Below are 20,408 nucleotides of genomic sequence, written 5' to 3'. Positions count from 1 at the left end.
GCCTCAGAGCACAGCGTCGATCTCGGCTGCGGTTAGGCCGGCGGCTTCCAGCACTTCACGCGTGTGCTCGCCCAGCTTCGGCGCGGGACGGCTCACGGGCGGCGCGCCTTCGGGGAAGCGGGCGGGGGAGGCGGGCACGCGGCAGGGTACGCCCCAGCCATCGTCCACGACCTCGAAGCAGCCGGCGTCGCGGGCGAAGTCCGCCTCCGCGAGTTCGGCCAGGGTGCCCATGGGAGCCCAGGCCAGGTCGCCGGCGGTCAGCCGCTCGCCCACCTCGGCCAGGGTCATCCGGGCGAAGGCCTCGTCGACGACCGCCCGGATCTCGCGCACCGTGTCCATGTCGGTCACCGGCGGATCGTAGCGCGGCTCGGCCAGGATCTCAGGGCGGTCCAGGGCGATCATCAGATTGGTGAAGCAGTCCAGCGTCCGCGGCAGCAGCAGCAGCCACCGATCGTCCTTTGTGCGGAAGAAGCCCGACATCGGACCCGGCCGCTCGTCGCGCGGCTGGGCGGTGACCACCTCGCCGAAGCGGAGCTGGATGGCGAGGTCCCAACTGATCGCATAGGCGCCGGCCCGTAGCAGGCTGGTCTCGACCAGCCGTCCGCGGCCGGTCGAATGGCGTTCGTGCAGCGCCGCCAGGATCGCCGAGACCGTGGCCAGGGCCGTCACATGATCGCCGAAGCCCGGCCGCGACGCGAACGGCTCCTGGTCCGGGGGGATCGTGGCGTGCGCGACGCCGGAGCGGGTCCAGAAGGCGGTCATGTCGAAGGCTGGCGTGTCCGCTTCCGGTCCGACCAGGCCATAGCCGGTCACCGCCCCGTAGATCAGGTTCGGCATCTCGGGCTTGAGGCTCTCGTAGTCCAGGCCCAGCCGCTTCATGGAACCGGGCCGCACATTGGTGATGAAGATGTCGGCCTGGCGCAGCAGGGCCTTCAGCGCGTGGCGGCCTTCAGGCCTGGAGATGTCCAGCAGCACGCCCTTCTTGCCGCGGTTCTCGTTGGTGAAGATTGGATTGCCGGGGTTTTCGGGGGTGTCGGGATAGTAGACGCGGGTGGCGTCGCCGATCGGGCTCTCGACCTTGACGACCTCGGCGCCCCAGTCGGCCAGCACGGCGGCGGCGCTGGGCCCGGCGACCCAGGTGGCCATCTCCACGACCTTCAAGCCCTCGAGCAGCATGGCGCACCTCCCGCACAACAGTTGGAGCCAACTAAGCCCGCGGCGCGACTTGCCACAACTGACCCTGCGGAAGGGGCCATGGAGACGCCGCCCGAACTCCGCTAAGACGATGGCATGGGGATGACAGTCGACGATGGGGCCTCGTCGAAGAACCAGGCGGGGAGCAACCCGGCGGAACGGCGCCAGCCCACCCGGCGCTACGAGGCCAAGCGCAACGCCATCGTCTGTTCGGCGGTGGCGGAGATGAACCGCAAGGGTGTGCGCGGCATGACCTTGGGCGACGTCGCCGCGCGCCTGGACCTCGTGCCGACCGGGGTCATCTACTACTTCCGCAACAAGGAGGAGCTGGCCGCCGCCGCCTTCCTGAAGGGCGTTGAGGCCTATGAGGCGCTGATCGCCGCAGGGGCCGGCGAGGCCACCGTCGCCGAACGGCTGTCGGCCTTCATCCACGCCTGGTTCGACCATGCGCGACAGGTCGAGGTGGGCGAGGGCGACGCCCTGCCGGTGTTCAACGACGTCCGCGCGCTGAACTCCGAGGTCGTGAACAAGGTCTATGTGGACATGTTCCGCAGCTTCCGGCGCCTGCTGGCGGGGCCGGACCTCCTGCCGCGCCTGCACCGCAACGCGCGCGCCCACCTGCTGCTGAGCGAGATGTTCTGGATCGTCGCGTGGCAGCACCAGACCGAGCTGTCCGACTATCCGCGCACCGCCGACCGGATGGCCGGCATCCTTACCCACGGCCTCGTCGCCAAGGGCGCCGCCTGGCCGGCGCCGAAGCCGCTCCGCCTGACCCGCGAGGACGGACCCAGCGCCAGCGCCTCGTCGGAGCTGTTCTTGAAGGCGGCCACCTGCCTGATCAACGAGGAGGGCTATCACGGCGCCTCCGTCGAGCGGATCTCCGCGCGGCTGAACGTCAGCAAGGGCGCCTTCTACCACCACAACGAGACCAAGGATGACCTGGTCGTCGCCTGCTTCGAGCGCACCTTCGACATCATGTGGCGGGCGATCCATGCGGCCGAGCAGCAGGGCGGTTCCGGCCTCGAGGTGCTGGCGTCCATCGTGGCCGCCCTGATCGAGCACCAGGTGAGCGGCGAGGCGCCGCTGCTGCGGACCTCCGCCCTGACCGCCGTCCCCGAGGCGCTGCGGCCGCAGCTCATGCAGCGCTTCAACCGGCTCTCCTACCGGTTCGCCTCGATCCTGTGCGACGGGATCGCCGACGGCTCCGTCGCCCCGGTGGACGTGAACATCGCCTCGCAGATCATCAGCACCGCGATCAACGCGGCGGCCGAGCTGCACTACTGGACCCCGGGCATGGCGCCCGAGACGGTGGTCCAGCACTACGTGCGGCCGCTATTCGAGGGCCTGGCGTCGCCGGCGGCCGGCTAGGCAATACCGGATACTCAACTGGCGGGCTCCACCGCTCAAGCCGGATGTCCGTACCAGAAGCTCAAATGGATTGACGTCGCCGAGCGGCTCCCCCACGTATGCGGCACAGGCAGACGGCGAACGCCGCGCACTCCCGGAGGACCTCCCCTTGGCCACCGACACCACGGCGCATCCCGGCGCGCGCCGGCTCGGCGCCTCCACACGGCTGTTCTACGGCTTCGGATCGGTGGCCTTCGGGATCAAGGACAACGGCTTCTCCTATTTCCTGGCCTTCTTCTATGCCCAGGTCGTTGGCCTGCCGGCGCAGACGGTCGGCCTGGCGATCATGATGGCGCTGATCCTCGACGCCTTCATCGATCCGATCATCGGCCAGCTCTCGGACAACACGCGCTCGAAATGGGGGCGACGACATCCGTGGATGTATGGCGCGGCGATCCCGGTGGCGCTCTCCTTCATGCTGATCTGGAACCCGCCCACCGGCTGGAGCCAGGGCGGGCAGGTGGCCTATCTGGTTGCGGTCGCGGTGCTGATCCGCAGCTTCATCAGCTGCTATGAGATCCCCTCGGCCGCGCTCGCCGCCGAGCTGACGACCGAGTACGACGAGCGGACCAGGCTGCTCAGCTATCGCTACCTGTTCGGCTGGGCCGGCGGGCTGGCCATGTACGGCCTGGCGCTGGCGGTGTTCCTGAAACCCACCGCGGCGTATCCGGTGGGCCAGCTCAATCCGCAGGGCTATGCGACCTACGGCATGTTCGCGGCCGGCCTGATGCTGTTCGCCATCCTGGTCACCTCGATCGGCACCCACGGGCAGATCCCGTACCTCCGCGACCCGCCCCGGCAGCGGGCCACGATCCGCCGGCTGGCGCGCGAGATGGTCGGGACCCTTCACAACCGCAACTTCCTGATGATCCTCGCCGCCAGCTTCTTCCTGTATGCGGGTATCGGGCTGGGTTTCGCGATCAACCTGTACTTCGCGACCTACTACTGGGAGTTCGGGGCGGGTGAGATCGCGCTGTTCAGCTTCTCCAGCCTGGCGGCGGCGGTGCTGGCGTTCATGGCCGCTCCGCGCCTGGCCAAACGCTTCGACAAGCGGCCGACGGCCATCCTCCTCATCCCGGCTGGCCTGGCCTTCCAGATCGGTCCGATCGCCTTGCGGCTCGTGGGCGCCTTCCCAGAGAACGACTCTCCGCTGATCTTCGGCACGATCTTCGTCACCAACATCCTGTCGGTGGGCCTGGGGATCGTGGCCAACATCCTCTTCTCGTCGATGATCGCCGACGTGGTCGAGGACGCCGAGCTCAAGACCGGGCGGCGGCAGGAGGGCCTGTTCTTCGCGGCCATCGCCTTCGCCAACAAGTCCACCACCGGCCTGGGCATCTTCGCCTCCGGCATGATCGTCGGCGCGATCGGCTTCCCGACCGGCGCCAAGCCGGGGACCGTGGCGCCGGAGGTCGTGCGGGGTCTCGGCCTGGTCTACGTGCCGACCCAGATGGTGCTGTATGGCGTCGCCGCTCTGCTGCTGCTGGGCTACGGCATCAGCCGGGCCAGCCACATGGAGACCCTGCGCAAGCTTGCGGCCGCTGCCGACCTGGCGCAGGAGGGCGAGCCCGCAGGCGGGCAGTCCAAGCTGAGTTGATCCCAAGTCCAGGAGTTGGTTCGTGACCGCCGAAGAATTGCTGTCCCAGGATTTCGGGACCATCGCCGACGTCATCCGCGCCCACGCCGTGGAGCATGCGGCCAAGCCGGCGCTGGTCGATGCTAAGCGCACCATCAGCTACAACGAGCTCGACGCCCTGATGGACCGTATCGCTGCGGCCCTGCAACGCGACGGCGTCGGCAAGGCGGACGTGGCGGCGATCTGCGCCACCACCTCGGCGGAGTATGGCGCGACCTTCTTCGGGATCCTGCGCGCCGCGGCCACGGTGGCGCCGCTGGCGCCGTCGTCCACGCCCGAGAGCCTTATCGTCCAGCTCAACGACAGCGGCGCGAAGGTGTTCTTCCTGGACGCCCAACTGGCTCAGCACATGGCGGGCGTCCTGGATCAGGTGACCGCCAAGCGGGTCTCGCTGGACGGTTCGGACGCCGGTGTCCCGTTCGAACAGTGGCTGGCGCCGGAGGGCTCGAAACCCGCCCTGCACCAGGTCGATCCCGACCAGGGCTTCAACATCATCTACTCGTCCGGCACCACCGGGGCGCCGAAGGGCATCGTCCAGCCGCACCGGATGCGCTGGGGCCAGATGCGGCGAGGCGTCTATCCGGCCGACGCGGTGACGATGATCTCGACCCCGCTCTATTCGAACACGACGCTGGTCTCGTACCTGCCGACCATCTCGAACGGCGGCACGGCGGTGCTGATGCCGAAGTTCGACGTCAAGTCCTTCCTGGAGCTGTCGCAGAAGCACCGCGCGACCCACGCCATGCTGGTGCCCGTGCAGTACCGGCGGCTGATGGAGTATCCGGACTTCGACCGCTACGACCTCAAGTCCTACCAGATGAAGTTCGCCACCTCGGCGCCGTTCTCCGCCGAGCTGAAGCGGCAGGTGCTGGACCGCTGGCCGGGCGGGCTGGTCGAGTTCTACGGCATGACCGAGGGCGGCGGCTCCTGCGGCCTGCAGGCCCACGAGTTCCCCGACAAGCTGCACACCGTGGGTCGGCCCCTGCCGGGCCACGACATTCGCCTGATCGGCGAGGACGGCCGAGAAGTCGCGCAGGGCGAAGTCGGCGAGGTGGTCGGCCGCTCGGGTGCGATGATGGTCGGCTACCACAACCAGCCGGGCAAGACGTCCGAAGCCGAATGGTACAGCCCGGACGGGCTGCGCTTCATCCGCACGGGCGACGTGGGCCGCTTCGACGAGGACGGCTTCCTCACGCTCATGGATCGCAAGAAGGACATGATCATCTCGGGCGGCTTCAACATCTATCCGAGCGACCTGGAGGCCGAGCTGGCGCAGCATCCGGCGGTGCTGGAGGCCGCCGTGGTCGGGGCGCCGTCGGACGCCTGGGGCGAGACGCCGGTCGCCTTCGTAGCCCTGAAGCCGGGCGCCACGACGACCGCCGATGAGGTGAAGGCCTTCGTGAACGGCCGGGTCGGCAAGACCCAGCGGCTGGCGGACCTGCGGCTGGTCGACGCCCTGCCGCGCAGCCACATCGGCAAGGTGCTGAAGCGCGAGCTGCGCGACGGCTACCAGCCGGCTAGCCCGCAGGCTTCGTGAACTCGGTCTCGATGATCACTTCGACGTCGTCGCCGACGCCGAAGGTCGTCCCGGGAGCCGGGACGCCGAAGGCGATCCCGAAGTCGGAGCGCTTGAAGCTGCCGTGGGCGGAGAAGCCGATGCGGGGGTTCGGATCCATGCCGCCGCCCTTGTAGCCGCCGTTGTAGGTGACCTCCAGGACCACAGGCCGTGTCACGCCATGCAGGGTGAGGTCCCCGGTCACCCGGGCGGTCTCCGCGCCGGTCGGTTCCACCTTGGTCGAGCGGAAGGTGATCTGCGGGTGCTTCGCGGCGTCCAGGAATTCCTTCTCGACCTGGGCGTCGAAGTCGAGCTTGGCCGGATCTGGGTAGGACGTGGCCAGGGAGCCCGCATCGATGGTCGCGGTCACGCTCTGGGCGGCCGGATTGGCCGGATCGAAGGTGAGCTGGCCGTCGACCCTGGTGAAGCGCGCCGTATAGCGGGACAGGCCCATGTGCGGCACGCGGAACACCACGCTCGTGTGCTCCGGGTCGAGGGTGTAGACGCCCGCAGGGGCCTCCCTGGGAGCCTTGGCGACGGCCGGAGCCGCCTTGGTCTCGGGCGCCGCAGCGGCCGTCTTCGGCGCGCCCGCGGGCCGAGGGGAGCAGGCGGCCAGCGTAGCCAGGGCGATCGGGATCAGGACGGCTCTCATATCGGCTCCATGGGTCATGGTTGTCGATTGAAAGACGCGCAGGCAACCTTGTTCCCGACATCGGGCGTTGCGAACCGATCTTCTGAGGCTTGGATCGCCCGCTCACTCCGGCGTTGGCCGGAACGAGCGGAACGGCGACCTAGCCCTCTTCCGCGACGACGCGGACGAGTTCGACGATCTTGCGCCGGATGGCCGGCTCCGCGATGCGCGGAAAAGTGGCCATCAGCTCCATGCCCTCGCTGGAGAGCATGAACTCCTGGGCCGCGTCGCGCTGGGCGGCGATGGCGTCCTGGTCGCCCAGGCCGTCGTAGAAGTAGGCCACCGGCGTCTTCAGCGCCGAGGCGATTTCCCACAGCTTCGACGCGCTCACGCGGTTGGCGCCGCGTTCGTACTTCTGGACCTGCTGGAAGGTGATGCCGAGGGATTCAGCCAGGCGCTCCTGGCTGACCCCCATTTCCTTCCGGCGCATGCGGATGCGCAGGCCCACGTGTCGGTCGACCGGATGGGGCCCGTCACCCCGCCCGATCTCGGTCACGCCCGGCAGGGGCGAACCTTCGATCTCTCGTTCCAATGGCCTTGTCATGTTCCCCGACTTCGGTGATGCGGGAGCCGCATCACCCCCCGATGATGCAGCCCCCGCGCCCGTACCTCCCCCGAGGTACGTCTATAAGTTGAGGCAGCGTGGCCCAGCTTGGAAACGACCGCCTACCCATTTTGGGGGCATGCCGCGTTCCCGTTTCGGTCAGGCTGCCCCGCGAAGGGCAAGAATTTCGCGTTCCCACTCGGAGAGAACACCGAAATCCGCGAGTCCGGCGTACAACCGGTGAAGGTGCGACTGATTGTCCAGCATGTACTGGACGAACGGTGCGCGGGCCAGGATGCGGGCCGACGCCAGGTATCCGTCCTCCTTTCGTTCGCATTGGTCGGCGGCGATGAGGCGTTGGAGATGGCGCCGGACCGTTTCCTGCGGAATGCCCAGGCGGTCCGCCAGCGACGTGGCGCGGACGGGCCGCCGCATGTGGTCCGGCACGAAGCCCTCGGCTGACCAGTCGCCGTCCGCGTCGCCGGCCTCGGTGTCGGGCAGGTGCTCGGTGTTGGCGTGGATCATGTCCATGAGGATCAGGCCGGAGACCAGGTCGCCCATGTAGAGGCTCACCGGCTCGGCGAGGCGCAGCAGGTAGTCGGACGACAGGCGGATCACCAGCCGGACGGGCGGATGGTCGGGATCGAACGCCGGCCCGCTGGGGCGCGGCAGGTCCTCAAGCAGGCCGACGCCGCGCAGCCGGAAGTACAGCGCGCGGACCAGGCCGTAGTTGGCCTCGGCTCCTATCCGGTAGAAGGGCGAGTTGAGCGGGGCCGCCGGGATGACCACGCCGCGCGGGGCGGTGCGGACGACGCCGGCCTCCACCAAGGCGGAGATCCGGCGGCGCGCGGTCTCGAACGGGATCCGCAGCGAGTTGGCGATGGCGCTGATGCTGACCGGCCGGCGCATGTCGTCCGGCGGCGGCTGGTCCAGGGTGGCGTAGCGGCGCTGCAGCTCGGCGTTGCGGGTGATCTGGGCGACGTTGGCCTGGCTGATCGCCACCATCAACAGGCCGTCGATCACGTCGCGCCCGAACCCGCCCAGCTTCGCCAGGTCGAGCGCGAAGCCGTTGGCCAGGCGCGCCGCGACGCGGATGCTGCTGTTGGGGGCGTCTCGCGCCATGCCCTATGTGACCCGCCTCGACATGGGGCGGCAATAAACCATGTTCTGTGAAGCTTGGCATCCGCGCGCAACCGCGGCGCGACGTCAATTCACCTGTAGCGCTCGAACCAGGCGAGAATAGCCCCGGCCTTGGCGGCCGATTGCGAGGGTCGCGCGGCGATGCCGCCGTGGCTGGCGCCCGGCACCCGGACCAGGGCGGTGGGCACGCCGCGAAGCTGCAGGGCGGCGAAATACTGGTCGGCCTCGGACGGCGGCGTGCGGTCGTCCTGCTCGCCCACCACCACCAGGGTCGGGGTCTTCACATTCCCCACGAGCGAGAGCGGCGAGCGGGCCCAGTACCCCTGCGGATCCTCCCACGGCATCTTCCCGAACCAGTAGGCGGCCATGAAGTTGTAGCCGTCGGTGGTCAGGACCTCGCTGGTCCAGTTGATCACCGGCTTCTGGGTGGCCGCGGCGCGGAAGCGGTCGGTCTTGCCGACGATCCAGGCGGTCAGCGCGCCGCCGCCGGATCCGCCGGTGACATACAGCCGCTTGTCGTCCACCGAGCCCTTGGCGATGGCGGCGTCCACCACGCTCATCAGGTCGTCGTAGTCGTGGCTAGGGTAGTTGCGGTCGATCTCGTTGGCGAACGCGTCGCCGTAGCCCGTCGAGCCGCGCGGGTTCGAATAGACCACGATGTAACCGGCCGCCGCATAGAGCTGGACGTCGGTGGAAAAGCTCGGGCCGTAGGCCGAGAACGGGCCGCCGTGGATCTCCAGGATCAGCGGGTACTTCTTCGCCGGGTCGAAGTTGGGCGGCAGGGCCATCCAGGCGCCGATCGGCTTCCTGTCGTAGCTGGACGTCACCGGCAGGACCTCGACCTTGGCCAGGGTCTTGGTGGCGAACAGGTCGGCGTTCAGGTCGGTGACGCGCTGGGCCTTGCCGCCGCGCCAGATGGCGAGGTCGGATGGCCGGGCGGTGGAGGCGTCGGTGAAGGCCACCACGCCGTTCCGGCCCACCGAGAACGCGCCGCCGGTGTAGGGCCGGTCCAGCCCGCCGCCGCCCAGGCCCGAGACCACCGTCTCGATCTTCCCGTCCAGGGTCACGCGGGCCACCTTCGGCACGGCCTGGTCGTCGTAGAGGACGTAGAGGCTCTTGCCGTCGGCGGCCCACTGCGGGGCGCCCACGCTGCGGTCCAGGGCGCCGGTCAGCACGCGACTGTTCTTGCCGTCGCGGTCCATGACGTAGAGGCGCTGGTTCTCGTAGCCGCGCTTGCGCGCGTCGTCGAAGCCCACATAGGCGATCTTCGAACCGTCCGGCGAGACGGCCGGGGCGCCGTCGGGACCCACGCGGTTGGTCAGGCGGGCCAAGGCGCCGTCGGCGACGCTGACGGCATAGACCTCGGACTCCTGCGGGTCGCGCTCCCAGTTCTCGGCGCGGTTGGTGGAGAACAGCACCGACTTGCCGTCGCGGCTGAAGTCGATCGGGCCGGCGTCGTCGAACTTGCCGAAGGTGAGCTGCCGCGGCTGGCCGCCGTCGGCGGAGACCGCGAAGACGTGCCGGTAGCCCGACTTCAGGAAGCCCTCGCCGTCGGCGCGGTAGGTGATGCGGTCGATCACCTTCAGCGGCTCGGCCCACTTGGCGCCTTCGGGCCGCTTGATCGGCGGGGCGAGGGGCCGGCCCTCGTCCAGGGTCAGCATGGTGAAGGCCAGCGTCTTGCCGTCCGGCGACCAGGCGATGTCGTTGGGCGCCTGCTCCAGGCTGGCCACCTTCGCCGAGCGGCCCGAGGCGATCCAGCGGACGTAGAGCTGCGCGCCGTCGGGCCCCGCGGCCACATAGGCTAGGCGCGAGCCGTCCGGCGACCAGCGGGGCGACATGTTGGCCGCGTCGTCCACCACCAGCGGGGTCTGGACGCCGGTGGCTGTGTCCACCAGCCAGATCGAGCGCCGCGCCCGGTCGGTCATGATGTCGTTGGCGAGCCGCACATAGGCCACCGCGCCGCCGTCCGGGCGCACCTGCGGATCGCTGGCCATCTGCAGGCCGAACAGGTCGCGCGCCCCGAAGATCCTCGAGGGACCGTCCGGCGCCTGGGCCGAGACCGCGCCCGCGGTCGCCAGAGCCATCACCGTCGCCAGTACCGCCAAGCGCATCCCGAACTCCCGAAGCTGAACAGGTCGCGCAGGAAAGGCGGGCGCGCGGCCTTTGTCCAGCGGCAGCCGGCGACCGGGCGTCGTGCAAGGTGGGGCGAATGGATCCTGCCCCGTGGGTTTCCGGCGGATGCCGCGACCGACGCTGCGCGAGGCGGCGTCGGTCGCAGACCCCGACTAGCGCAGCTTGGCGCTCAGCGAGACCCCGACGATGCGGGGCTCGTTGTAGACGGCGGCCATATAGTTCTCGATCACGCCCTTGAGGTTCTTCTCGTTCGTGATGTTCCGGGCGAAGAGTGCGACCTCATAGGCGCCGTCGCCCCCCGCGTAGCCGATCCGGGCCCCGCCCTCGAAGTTGCCCTTCGCGGTGAACTCCTGGGTCTTGTACAGCACGAAGCTGGTGTACCCCTGGACGTTCCAGTCGGTGGCCACGAAGACCTTGCCATCCTCGCCGACCGGCATGTCGTACCGGGCCGTGAAGCTGAGGTTGTACTTCGGCGCGTTGGGCAGCGGCTCGCCGTCGATCTGGGCGAAGGTGTTGGCCCCCACCTTGATCGTCGGGTTCTCCACGGTGCAGACCACGATGCCGTTCAGGGCGCAGACCTGGGCGTAGACCCGCTTGTCCTGGATCTCGGTGTGCAGAAGGCTGACGCCGCCGGTCAGGGTGAGGTTCTGGATCGGCCGCCACTCGGCGTCGGCTTCCAGGCCATAGGCCTTGGCCTTGTCGGCGTTGAACAGCACGCCGTTGCCGTTGGAATCGTTGCCGTTCAGCTGGATGTCGTTGACCTCATAGGCGAAGGCCGTCGCATTCAGGCGGAGGGTGTTGTCGAACAGCATCGACTTGAAGCCGGCCTCGTACGACAGGATCGTCTCGGAGTCGGCCGTCGTGAAGTCGGCGTTGAACACCGCCGAACGGCCCTGGATGGTCGGGCCGCGGAAGCCCTTGGCGACGCGGGCGTAGAGGCCGAAGTCATCGTTCACCTGATAGAGCGCGCTCAGGTCCCAGGACAGCTTGCTGTCCGACAGGCGGACGTAACGTCGGCCCGTATAGGTGACCACGCCGGCGGCGGTGTTGGCCGTCTGGATCAGCTTGGTCTTCTTGGTGTCTTCGGTCTGGCGCAGGCCGCCCGTGATCGTCAGTTGGTCGGTGACCCGATAGCTGGCCTGGCCGAACACCGCCCAGGACATGTTGATGTTCTTGAGACGCACGTAATTGTTCGGGTTGCGGGCCGCCGTGTTGAGGAAGTAGGCGCGCTGGTAGAAGTCGGTCAGGTCCTCGCTGTCGAACAGCATGCCGCCGACCTGCCACTTCAGCCGGCCGTCGCCGTTGCTCGCGAGGCGCAGTTCCTGGGTGTACTGGTCCAGGTCACGCAGCTGGCCCATCGACTGGCCAAAGCCGATGCCGCCGAAGTTGGCGGCCGCGCCGCCGTCCGTGTCGCCGCGGCTGTAGCCGTCGCTGGTCTCGTAGGCGCTGATCGAGGTGAGGGTCACCGGGCCGAAGTCGTAGGCGATGTTCAGCGACGAGCCGTAGGTCTTGTAGGCCTGCGGGTTGTTCCGGGCCTCGTCGTAGGCGACGCGATCACGCGGGGCGACCGGGTCGTTCGAGCCCTTCACCAGGGCGTTGCGCAGGAACAGCGTCGACGTGCCTTCGTAGTCGCGGGCGTGGGCCGAGGCGAGGACGGTCAGTTGTTCGCTGGGCGTCAGCAGGAGCTGGGCCCGCACGTCCTTCTCGTCGAAGCCGCCCATGGCGTCCTTCTTGGGCGTCACGGTGCCGTCGGCGCTGGCGCCGGCGAAGGTGTTGTCCACCCAGTCGTCGCGATGCTGGTACAGCGCCGAGATCCGGAAGGCGGCTTTGTCGGCCACGATCGGCCCACCGATCCCGCCGTCGAAGGTGAAGGTGTTCTTGCTGCCGTAGGTGGCCTGGGCGCGGCCTTGCAGGGTCTGCGTCGGGCGCACCGTGTCGAACTTGACGATGCCGGCGGTAGTGTTGCGGCCGAAGAGCGAGCCCTGCGGGCCCCGCAGCACTTCCACCTGCTGGACGTCGAACACCGGGTTCGACTTCAGCACCACATGCTCGAGGACCACGTCGTCCTGGATGATCGACACCGGCTGCGAGGCGCCGAGGTAGAAGTCGATGTTGCCCAGGCCGCGGATGTAGAAGCGCGGGAAGATCCGGCCCGTGGTCGTCTCGGCGTAGAAGCTCGGGACCTTGCCCGAAAGTGACAGCAGGGTGTCGTCGCCGCCGGCCGCAGCGGCGCGGACGGTCTCGGCCGAGATGACCGCAACCGACAGCGGCACCTTCTGCAGGTTCTCGGACCGGCGCTCGGCCGTGACCACGACTTCGCTCAGTTCGCCGCCGGCGTCCTGGGCGGACGCGGAGGTCGCGAAGGCCAGGGTGGAAACGGCGGCCGCCGCCAGGAGCGCATGCTTACGAAGGCCAAATACAGGCACTGGTATCCCCAATTCTCGATAGGTGGGCAGCCGCGTCGACATCGGCTCCCGAAGGCGGACGGCGGTCGGGGGCGTTTCGTGGGAATCCCCGCCACCGCCGGACGGGCGCCTACTACGAGCGCTGCGTGACAGTTGGAAGGCGCCCCGGTGAAAGACGGACCGCCTGTGGCTGGAAAGACGCACCGCCACGCAGCCAATCGCCGCGATGCGCATTGACGGATTGGCGGCACGGGCCTTGCGGAGGAGCACGCCATGAAGCGGACCCTTCTCGCACTGGGACTGAGCGTGCTGGCCAACGGCGTGGCGCAGGCGCAAGAGGCCCCATGCCGGGCCCCTCAGGCTGCCGCCGGACAGCAGGTCCGGGGACCGGTGCTTCACGTCATCGACGGTCACACCCTTTGCGTCGCCACTGCGGCCGACCCGTCCGGCTGGGTGCGGCTGGAGCTTCAGGATGCGCCGGCCGCCGCCAGCTGGGCCGAATTGATGAGCGTCGGCTTCGGCAGGGATGTGGTCTGCGTCGTCGGCGAGGCCGGCGCCACCTGCCGCGCCGAGGGCCGTTCGCTCGCCGCCGCCCTGCGCGCGCCCGAGGTCAAGGCGACCGCCGCCGCCTGGCGGGCGGGAACCGCCCCGCCGCCGGGCTCTGCGCTGCGCCTCGCCACGGCGGACTGACACGCCGCCAGCGGGGCTGGCCGCCGCGCTTGCGGCTCGCTACATCCCACCCATGGCCGAAGCCTTCAACGAGATCACCCTGCCTGCGGAAAAGGCGGAGCGCTATGCGGCGGTCTCCGCCGAGATCGCGTCCGTGCTGGAGGGCGAGCCGAACCTCGTGGCGCGGATGGCGACGGTGTCGTCGATGCTGGCGAACAGCTTCGCGCACTACTTTTGGACAGGCTTCTACGTGGTCGACGAGGCCAAGGGCGACGAGCTGGTGGTGGGGCCCTACCAGGGCACCTTGGGCTGCATGCGCATCGCGTTTGGGCGCGGCGTGTGCGGGACCGCGGCCGCCACGGGGCGGACCCAGGTGGTGGCGGACGTCCACGCCTTCCCCGGCCACATCGCCTGCGACGGACGTTCGGCCAGCGAGATCGTGGTTCCGGTGGTGGGCGCCGACGGCCGGCTGATCGCTGTGTTCGACGTGGATTCAGATCGGCCCGCGGCCTTCGACGGCGTGGACCAGGAATGGCTGGAGCGGATCCTGGCGCGCACGTTCTCGTCGCGCGCGGCCTAGGAGCGTGCGGGGCGCCGGGGGCAGCGCCCCGCTCCGTCCCGAGGTCTACTTGGCCGTGGTCGCGGCGGCCTTGCGGTGCGTGGCCTTGGCCTTGGCGTGATGGGCGGCCTTGTGCGCCGTCTTTGCGGGCGGGTTGGGGACCGGGGTCGAGGCCTCGACATTGCCGGACATGCCTTGGGCCAGCGCCAGGGCCGGGGCGCCGGCGGCGATCGCCAGGGCGGTGAGAGCTGAGACGGCGAGGCGGAGCTTCATGGTGTGATCCTTTGCGCTGCGGGTCACGAGCGACCCATGCGCCGATGAATCGCGCGGCCAGCTTTCAGCGGCCCATGCCGCGCCTTACAAATCTGCGAGGGGCGGCTCCGGGATGACGCCCCCGTCACCCAAGTTGTCTTACGCAAGGGCGCCCCGGCTACATATCGATCCGAAGCGCCGGAGGCGGCGCCAATATCGGAGTTATCGAGATGGCCGAGGCCTATATCGTCGCCGCGACCCGCACCGCCGGGGGCCGCAAGGGCGGCCGCGTCCGCGGCTGGCACCCCGCCGACCTGGGCGCCGCGGTGCTGAACGAACTGATGGACCGCACCGGGGTCGACCCGGCGGCCGTCGAGGACGTGATCATGGGCTGCGTGATGCAGGTGGGCGAGCAGTCCACCAATATCGGCCGCAACGCCGTGCTGGCGTCCAAGCTGCCGGAAAGCGTGCCGGCCACCTCGGTGGACCGCCAGTGCGGGTCTTCCCAGCAGGCGCTGCAGTTCGCGGCCCAGGCCGTGATGAGCGGCACCATGGACATCGTCATCGCTTCGGGCGTCGAGAGCATGACCCGGGTGCCGATGGGCCTGTCGGTCTCGCTGCCGGCCAAGGAAGGCTTCGGCATCCCCAAGAGTCCGCGCCAGGAAGAGCGCTATCCGAACATCCAGTTCAGCCAGTTCATGGGCGCCGAGATGGTCGCCGAGAAGTACGGCCTGACCAAGGACCAGCTGGACGAGTTCGGCTACCACAGCCACCAGCGCGCCATCGCGGCGACCCAGGGCGGCGCCTTCAAGGACGAGATCCTGGCCATCGACGGCATCGACGCCGAGGGCAATACGGTGCGCCACGACAGCGACGAGGGCATCCGCTACGACGTCAGCCTGGACGGGATGCGCGGCGTGAAGCTGCTGCGCGAGGGCGGCCGGATCACGGCGGCCACCTCCAGCCAGATCTGCGACGGCGCCGCGGGCGTCATGGTGGTCTCCGAGAAGGCGCTGAAGGAACACAACCTGACGCCGCTGGCCCGCGTCCACCACCTGTCGCTGCTGGGCCACGACCCGGTGATCATGCTGGAAGCGCCGATCCCGGCGACGGAGCGGGCCCTCAAGCGCGCAGGCATGTCGATCGACGACATCGACCTGTTCGAAGTGAACGAAGCCTTCGCCTCGGTGCCGGTGGCCTTCATCCAGAAGCTGGGCGCCGATCCGGAGCGGGTCAACGTCAACGGCGGGGCGATCGCCCTGGGCCATCCGCTGGGCGCCTCGGGCGCCAAGCTGATGACCACGCTGCTCTATGCGCTGAAGGCGCGCGGCAAGAAGTACGGCCTGCAGACCATGTGCGAAGGCGGCGGCATGGCCAACGTCACGATCGTCGAGCGCCTCTAGCTCTTCGATCCGAAATACGGTTTTGAGGGACGGCCGGGGAGACCCCTGGCCGTTTCTCGTTTCGAGGGTTGGCGGATGGCCGGACGCGTCGTGGTGATCACCGGAGCCTTCGGGGTCCTGGGCCAGGCTGTGGCCAAGGCCGCGGCGGGGCAGGGCGCGCGGCTGGCGCTGATCGATTTCGCGAAGGATGCGCCGGCGGGCCTGCCGTCCGGGCCGGAGGTGCTGGTTCTGCCGGGCGTGGACCTGACCGAGGCCAACCAGGCCGGCGCGGCTCTCGACGCCGCGGCCGACCGCTTCGGCGGGATCGACGCCCTGCTCAACGTCGCCGGCGGCTTCACCTGGGAGACGCTGCAGGAGGGCTCGATCGGCAGCTGGCCGGCCATGTACCGGCTGAACGTGCTGACCGCCGCCAACGCCAGCCGCTCGGCCATCCCGCACCTGAAGCGCAGCGCCGCGGGGCGGATCGTCAACGTCGGCTCGTCGGCGGCGCTGAAGGCGGCCATGGGCATGGGCGCCTATGCGGCGGCCAAGGCAGGGGTTCACAGCCTGACCCAGGCGCTGGCCGAGGAGCTGAAGGGCGACGACATCACCGTCAACGCGGTGCTGCCCTCGATCATCGACACGCCGCAAAACCGCGCCGACATGCCGGGCGTGGACCCCGCGACGTGGGTGGCGCCGGACGATCTGGCCGCCGTGATGCTGTTCCTGGCCAGCGAGGCGGCGCGGGCGGTGACCGGGGCGCTGATGCCGGTGACCGGGCGGGTCTAGACGCGGCTGCGGCCCAGGCGCGGCTCGGTCCCGGCCAGCAGCCGCCGGACGTTGGCGCGATGCAGGACCAGCACGTAGAGGCCGCCCGCGATCACCATCAGCCGGTAGGGCAGCGGATGCTCCAGGCCGCACACCAGGGCGATCGCGGTCACGGCCGCGAGCATCGACCCCAGGGACACGATACGGGTCGCGGCCACCACCACGCCGAACACCGCCAGACCGCCCACGCCGACCGGCCAGGACAGCGCCAAGAGCACGCCCAACCCCGTGGCCACGGACTTGCCGCCGGTGAAGCCCAGCCAGACCGAACGGCTGTGCCCCAACAGCGCCATCAGCCCGGCCAGGCAGACCAGCCAGGGCGTCCAGGCCTGCAGGTCGGGCGGCGTGACCGAGGGCCAGGCGTAGAACCAGCGGGCGAAGAGGATGGCGGCCACGCCCTTCAGCACGTCGAGCAACAGCACCGCGGCTCCGGACCCCTTGCCCAGGGTCCGCAAGGCGTTGGTCGCGCCGGTGGATCCGGACCCGAGTTCGCGGATATCGACGCCCTTGAGCCACTTTCCCGCCAGGTAGCCCGTGGGCGTGGCGCCGAGAAGATAGGCGACCGTCAGGCCGGCCAGACTTGCGATCAAGAACATCATCGGGTCGGTCTCGGCGCTCCGGCTCAGGCGGTCATAGCCTGGCTCGGCTCGAGCCGGGCGTCGTCGTAGCTGCGCCAGGCGGACCGCGGCAGGCGCCAGTAGACGCCAGCTTCACGCGCCATCATCGCGGCGCCAATCAGTTCGCGCCGGAGCGTGGCGCTGTCCCAGTGGCGGCGCTGGAGCGTCGCGTTGACCTCGGCCTCCGGGTAGCGCCGGTCCTCGTCGAACTGCTCGACCAGCCACTGTAGGATCACCCAGCGCTTGCGGCGGCTGGCCGGCAAGGCCTTCAAGCGGCCCTCGGCGTCGAGGAAGCCGGACAGCACGCGGCTTTCCCAACTCTCCTCGGGCACGAGCGCCGCGACCTCTTCCTGGCTGACCAGCCGCCGGTTCATGGCCGCCAGCGCCCCGGCGTCGAGGGCATGCCAGCGCATGACCCCGTCGGGCCGCACGGTGACGAGGCCGATCTCCTTCAGCACCGCCAGATGATGCGAGACCGTCGGCTCCTTGAGCACCAGGGTCTCGGCCAGCTCCTGCACGGTGCGCTCGCGCTGGGCCAGGAGGCCCACGATGCGCAGGCGGCTCTCGTTCGCCATGGCCTTGAAGAACGCCAGCAGATCGGCGTCGGACATCGCGCGTCTCCTTAGATGCTCATCTAATTAGATGAATTCTGAGATAACGACAATACGTTGCTGCGTAAGGGATTGAGGCTTCGGCGCCGCATATCCGGGCGATGTGCGCCCGGCCCGGCCGGAGGAGCCTGGACCGTCATGCGACCGTCGCACAGTCACGCTAGGGGCGGCCCCACGCGTTCTGCGTAGGGGATAGATCATGACCATGTCACGTGCGCGGCTGCTGGCCGCGGCGAGCGCCTTCGCCATGTGCGCCGCTCCGGCGATGGCCCAGGAAGCCGCGGCGATCGAGGAGATCGTCGTCACCGCCCAGAAGACCCAGCAGGCGGCCATCGACGTCCCGATCTCGCTGACCGCCTATGGCGCGGAGCGGCTGGACGCGCTGGGCATCCAGGACTTCGCCGACCTGTCGCTGTTCACGCCGGGCTTCGAGGTCCAGGACCAGTCGCCGAACAACCCGGGCTTCGTGATGCGCGGCATCACCTCGGACTCGACCGACAGCTATTCCGAGGCGCGGGTCTCGGTGTTCCAGGACGGGGTCTCGATCTCCAAGGCCCAGGGCTCGTACGTGGAGCTGTTCGACCTGGAGCGAGTCGAGGTGGCCAAGGGGCCGCAATCGACCCTGTTCGGCCGGGGCGCCCTGATCGGGGGGGTGAACATCATCCAGAAGAAGGCCTCCACCGAGGGCTTCGACGCCTATTTCAAGGTCGAGGGCGGGAGCCACGAGTACAAGTTGGGCGAGGCGGCGGTGAACGCGCCGATCGGCGAGCGCGCGGCGCTGCGCCTGTCGGGCCGGATCAAGGCGCGCGACGGCTATGTGAAGAACGCCCTGGGCGGCGACGCCTTCCAGTCGGTGGACACCAGCGCCTTCCGCGCCGCCCTGCGGCTGGAGCCCAGCGACCGGGTCTCCATCGACCTCATCGCCAACTACCAGAAGGACGAACCCACCGGCACGTCGTTCAAGTCGGGCGGCTATCGGCCGACCGATCCGGCCACCGGCCAGGTGCTGGGCGACACGCGGCCGCAGAGCGCCGCGGCCCTGGCGGCGCCCGCGAACTTCGAGAAAGGCGCCTTGGGCGTCGACCGGATGGTGACCGGCTACACCGGCATCGCCGAGTTCAAGCTGACCGACAGCCTGACGCTGAACTCGATCAGCGCCTACCGCCGCTACGACAGCGAGGAGATGTTCGATCCGGACGGCACGTCGCTGGCGATCCTCACCGGCCTCAACGACGCGCGCGGTGAGCAGTGGAGCCAGGAGTTCCGCCTCAACTACGACAACGGCGGCCGCTTCCGCGGCTTCGTCGGCGGCGACCTCTTCAAGGCCAAGGACCGGCAGCGCGTGCCGCTGCAGTTCGACGAACGCATCGGCCTGGCGGTGGTGACCGGCCAGCTCAACGCCGGGGCGGCGGGCCTGGGCCTGCCGGCCGACGTGCCGGCGCCCGCCGCGGTGTTCGGCAACACGGCCTTCACGGGCGCGCTGCTGCGCGGCCTGGTGGCCGGGCTCAGCGGCAACCGGGTCGTGCTGAGCGCGGCCCAGGCCACAGCGATCGCCGCAAACCTGCGCGCCAACCACGTGGAGGAGACCTCCAGCACCAGCGACCTCGATTCGTTCGACGTGTTCGCCGACGGCACGCTGAAGGTGACCGACAAGCTGGAAGTCTCGGCCGGCGTCCGCTTCACCCGCGACGACAAGACCACGGGCTTCGGCTCGCGCGTGGTCGGCGGGCGCAGCGTGCTGGGCGGGGCGATCGGCGCGGCGCAGATCGCGGCGTCCGGCTCGCCGGCCGCCCTGGCGCAGGCCCAGGCGATCCTGGGCGCGCTCTCGCTGCCGATCGTCCAGCAGATCCCGGAGAACCAGCTGCCGCTGTTCGGCGTGACGTTCCAGCCGACGACCGGGAACGGCCAGATCTTCGAGCAGGACCTGAAGGACGACGGCGTGACCTGGCGGGTCGTGGCCCGCTACGCCGCCACCGACGACGCCAACCTCTACGCCTCGTTCGCCCGCGGCCGGCGGCCGGAGGTGCTGGCCGCCTCGGGCCCGGCGGCGCCGGGGACGGCGCCGCGCTTCGGCCGGGTGGAGGCCGAGACGGTCGACAGCTATGAGGTCGGCGCCAAGCTGGCCCTGCTGGACCGCCGCCTGCGCCTGGACGCCTCGGCCTACCGCTACGACTACGACAACTTCCAGACGGTCGAGCAGCAGGGCACGCTGTTCGTGATCACCAACGCCGGCAAGGCCAAGGCGTACGGGTTCGAGGGCCAGGCCGACTGGGCGGTGACGTCCAACTTCGACCTGCTGGCCACCTATGCCTACAGCCACGCCCGGTTCGCCGCGGGCGCCTATGACGGCAACCGCTTCCGCCTGTCGCCCGACCACTCGGCGTCGGTTGCGGCGTCCTTCCGGATCCCGGCCTTCAACGGCGAGATCGAGATCCGGCCCAGCTACACCTGGCAGTCGAAGACCTTCTTTGACGACACCAACGATCTGCCGGCCTTCCAGACCGGCAACTTCGTGCCCGACAAGGTCCAGGACGAGTTCCAGAAGGCCTATGGCCTGGTGAACCTGCGGGTGTCGTGGAGCGCCGAGGACTCTCCGGTCACCCTGGAGGCCTTCGCCACCAACCTGGCGGACGAGGACTACATCATCGACGCGGGCAATACGGGCGACAGCCTGGGCCTGCCCACCTTCATCGCCGGGCCGCCGCGGATGGTGGGCGTCGGGGTGACCTACCGCTACTGAGGCCTGTCGGCACATCCGGGCTGGATGCTTCCGCCGGCGCCGCTC

General features: G+C 69.4%; 17 protein-coding genes. 8 read left to right on the top strand and 9 right to left on the bottom strand.

Annotation, left to right across the window (positions count from 1 at the left end; all coding sequences use genetic code 11):
* Window positions 1–3: 3 nt before the first annotated feature.
* A complete protein-coding gene (locus EPO51_RS12465) occupies window positions 4–1,176 on the bottom strand; it encodes a CaiB/BaiF CoA transferase family protein (RefSeq protein ID WP_293350887.1) in 1,173 nt (390 codons plus the stop codon).
* 114 nt (window positions 1,177–1,290) lie between these two features.
* Here EPO51_RS12465 and EPO51_RS12460 point away from each other — a divergent pair, with 114 nt between their 5' ends.
* The 3 genes from EPO51_RS12460 (at window position 1,291) to EPO51_RS12450 (ending at window position 5,774) form a co-directional block, all read left to right on the top strand.
* Window positions 1,291–2,562, top strand: coding sequence for a TetR/AcrR family transcriptional regulator (locus EPO51_RS12460; RefSeq protein ID WP_293350885.1), 1,272 nt, complete (start codon window positions 1,291–1,293; stop codon window positions 2,560–2,562).
* Between the two features lie 148 nt (window positions 2,563–2,710).
* Entirely contained in the window at window positions 2,711–4,198 is a 1,488-nt protein-coding gene (locus tag EPO51_RS12455) for an MFS transporter (RefSeq protein ID WP_293350883.1), read from the top strand.
* Between the two features lie 22 nt (window positions 4,199–4,220).
* A complete protein-coding gene (locus EPO51_RS12450) occupies window positions 4,221–5,774 on the top strand; it encodes a class I adenylate-forming enzyme family protein (RefSeq protein WP_293350882.1) in 1,554 nt (517 codons plus the stop codon).
* On the opposite strand, the gene EPO51_RS12445 is transcribed toward EPO51_RS12450, so the two are convergent.
* The 5 genes from EPO51_RS12445 to EPO51_RS12425 all read right to left on the bottom strand — a co-directional run bounded on the left by EPO51_RS12445 (window position 5,755) and on the right by EPO51_RS12425 (window position 12,726).
* Window positions 5,755–6,444: a YceI family protein gene (locus tag EPO51_RS12445; RefSeq protein WP_293350880.1), complete on the bottom strand. Its 690-nt coding sequence runs from the start codon at window positions 6,442–6,444 to the stop codon at window positions 5,755–5,757. The two genes, EPO51_RS12450 and EPO51_RS12445, sit on opposite strands and share 20 nt — an antisense overlap.
* Before the next feature lie 139 nt (window positions 6,445–6,583).
* Window positions 6,584–7,027, bottom strand: coding sequence for a helix-turn-helix domain-containing protein (locus tag EPO51_RS12440; RefSeq protein WP_293350878.1), 444 nt, complete (start codon window positions 7,025–7,027; stop codon window positions 6,584–6,586).
* A 159-nt stretch (window positions 7,028–7,186) separates the two neighbouring features.
* Window positions 7,187–8,149, bottom strand: coding sequence for a hypothetical protein (locus tag EPO51_RS12435; protein WP_293350876.1), 963 nt, complete (start codon window positions 8,147–8,149; stop codon window positions 7,187–7,189).
* A gap of 89 nt (window positions 8,150–8,238) precedes the next feature.
* Complete coding sequence (locus tag EPO51_RS12430; RefSeq protein WP_293350874.1) at window positions 8,239–10,278, bottom strand: alpha/beta hydrolase family protein; 2,040 nt, start codon at window positions 10,276–10,278, stop codon at window positions 8,239–8,241.
* Between the two features lie 174 nt (window positions 10,279–10,452).
* Window positions 10,453–12,726 (bottom strand): TonB-dependent receptor, encoded by a 2,274-nt coding sequence (locus EPO51_RS12425; RefSeq protein ID WP_465246604.1) that lies wholly within the window; start codon window positions 12,724–12,726, stop codon window positions 10,453–10,455.
* Between the two features lie 252 nt (window positions 12,727–12,978).
* On the opposite strand from EPO51_RS12425, the gene EPO51_RS12420 reads away from it, so the two are divergent.
* Window positions 12,979–13,395 (top strand): hypothetical protein, encoded by a 417-nt coding sequence (locus EPO51_RS12420; protein WP_293350868.1) that lies wholly within the window; start codon window positions 12,979–12,981, stop codon window positions 13,393–13,395.
* Window positions 13,396–13,447: 52 nt separating this feature from the next.
* Window positions 13,448–13,954 (top strand): GAF domain-containing protein, encoded by a 507-nt coding sequence (locus tag EPO51_RS12415; protein ID WP_293350865.1) that lies wholly within the window; start codon window positions 13,448–13,450, stop codon window positions 13,952–13,954.
* 45 nt (window positions 13,955–13,999) lie between these two features.
* Here the strand turns inward: EPO51_RS12415 and EPO51_RS12410 are convergent, their stop codons facing one another.
* Entirely contained in the window at window positions 14,000–14,206 is a 207-nt protein-coding gene (locus EPO51_RS12410) for a hypothetical protein (protein WP_293350862.1), read from the bottom strand.
* Window positions 14,207–14,415: 209 nt separating this feature from the next.
* Between EPO51_RS12410 and EPO51_RS12405 the strand changes: the two genes are divergently transcribed.
* Window positions 14,416–15,588, top strand: a complete 1,173-nt coding sequence (locus EPO51_RS12405) for an acetyl-CoA C-acetyltransferase (RefSeq protein WP_293350859.1) — start codon at window positions 14,416–14,418, stop codon at window positions 15,586–15,588.
* 75 nt (window positions 15,589–15,663) lie between these two features.
* Entirely contained in the window at window positions 15,664–16,356 is a 693-nt protein-coding gene (locus EPO51_RS12400) for an SDR family NAD(P)-dependent oxidoreductase (RefSeq protein ID WP_293350856.1), read from the top strand.
* Here EPO51_RS12400 and plsY read toward each other — a convergent pair.
* Window positions 16,353–16,994, bottom strand: a complete 642-nt coding sequence (plsY, locus tag EPO51_RS12395) for a glycerol-3-phosphate 1-O-acyltransferase PlsY (protein WP_293350853.1) — start codon at window positions 16,992–16,994, stop codon at window positions 16,353–16,355. The two genes, EPO51_RS12400 and plsY, sit on opposite strands and share 4 nt — an antisense overlap.
* A 23-nt stretch (window positions 16,995–17,017) precedes the next feature.
* The gene (locus tag EPO51_RS12390) at window positions 17,018–17,623 is read right to left on the bottom strand and encodes a DUF2087 domain-containing protein (protein WP_293350850.1); all 606 of its coding nucleotides are present in this window, start codon (window positions 17,621–17,623) and stop codon (window positions 17,018–17,020) included.
* A gap of 199 nt (window positions 17,624–17,822) precedes the next feature.
* Between EPO51_RS12390 and EPO51_RS12385 the strand changes: the two genes are divergently transcribed.
* The gene (locus tag EPO51_RS12385; RefSeq protein ID WP_293350847.1) at window positions 17,823–20,363 is read left to right on the top strand and encodes a TonB-dependent receptor; all 2,541 of its coding nucleotides are present in this window, start codon (window positions 17,823–17,825) and stop codon (window positions 20,361–20,363) included.
* Window positions 20,364–20,408 lie beyond the last annotated feature (45 nt).

The sequence above is a fragment of the Phenylobacterium sp. genome (genome assembly GCF_004297125.1).
Lineage (GTDB): Bacteria > Pseudomonadota > Alphaproteobacteria > Caulobacterales > Caulobacteraceae > Phenylobacterium.
This window is presented reverse-complemented; position numbering and strand designations above follow the sequence as displayed.

What these genes read in the sequence shown, in the direction of transcription:
- EPO51_RS12435 (WP_293350876.1), bottom strand. Translation starts at nt 8,149, where the DNA reads ATGGCGCGAGACGCCCCCAACAGCAGCATCCGCGTCGCGGCGCGCCTG.
- EPO51_RS12430 (WP_293350874.1), bottom strand. Translation starts at nt 10,278, where the DNA reads ATGCGCTTGGCGGTACTGGCGACGGTGATGGCTCTGGCGACCGCGGGC.
- EPO51_RS12465 (WP_293350887.1), bottom strand. Translation starts at nt 1,176, where the DNA reads ATGCTGCTCGAGGGCTTGAAGGTCGTGGAGATGGCCACCTGGGTCGCC.
- EPO51_RS12460 (WP_293350885.1), top strand. Translation starts at nt 1,291, where the DNA reads ATGGGGATGACAGTCGACGATGGGGCCTCGTCGAAGAACCAGGCGGGG.
- EPO51_RS12410 (WP_293350862.1), bottom strand. Translation starts at nt 14,206, where the DNA reads ATGAAGCTCCGCCTCGCCGTCTCAGCTCTCACCGCCCTGGCGATCGCC.
- EPO51_RS12405 (WP_293350859.1), top strand. Translation starts at nt 14,416, where the DNA reads ATGGCCGAGGCCTATATCGTCGCCGCGACCCGCACCGCCGGGGGCCGC.
- EPO51_RS12385 (WP_293350847.1), top strand. Translation starts at nt 17,823, where the DNA reads ATGACCATGTCACGTGCGCGGCTGCTGGCCGCGGCGAGCGCCTTCGCC.
- EPO51_RS12415 (WP_293350865.1), top strand. Translation starts at nt 13,448, where the DNA reads ATGGCCGAAGCCTTCAACGAGATCACCCTGCCTGCGGAAAAGGCGGAG.
- EPO51_RS12440 (WP_293350878.1), bottom strand. Translation starts at nt 7,027, where the DNA reads ATGACAAGGCCATTGGAACGAGAGATCGAAGGTTCGCCCCTGCCGGGC.
- EPO51_RS12400 (WP_293350856.1), top strand. Translation starts at nt 15,664, where the DNA reads ATGGCCGGACGCGTCGTGGTGATCACCGGAGCCTTCGGGGTCCTGGGC.
- EPO51_RS12445 (WP_293350880.1), bottom strand. Translation starts at nt 6,444, where the DNA reads ATGAGAGCCGTCCTGATCCCGATCGCCCTGGCTACGCTGGCCGCCTGC.
- EPO51_RS12420 (WP_293350868.1), top strand. Translation starts at nt 12,979, where the DNA reads ATGAAGCGGACCCTTCTCGCACTGGGACTGAGCGTGCTGGCCAACGGC.
- EPO51_RS12390 (WP_293350850.1), bottom strand. Translation starts at nt 17,623, where the DNA reads ATGTCCGACGCCGATCTGCTGGCGTTCTTCAAGGCCATGGCGAACGAG.
- plsY (WP_293350853.1), bottom strand. Translation starts at nt 16,994, where the DNA reads ATGATGTTCTTGATCGCAAGTCTGGCCGGCCTGACGGTCGCCTATCTT.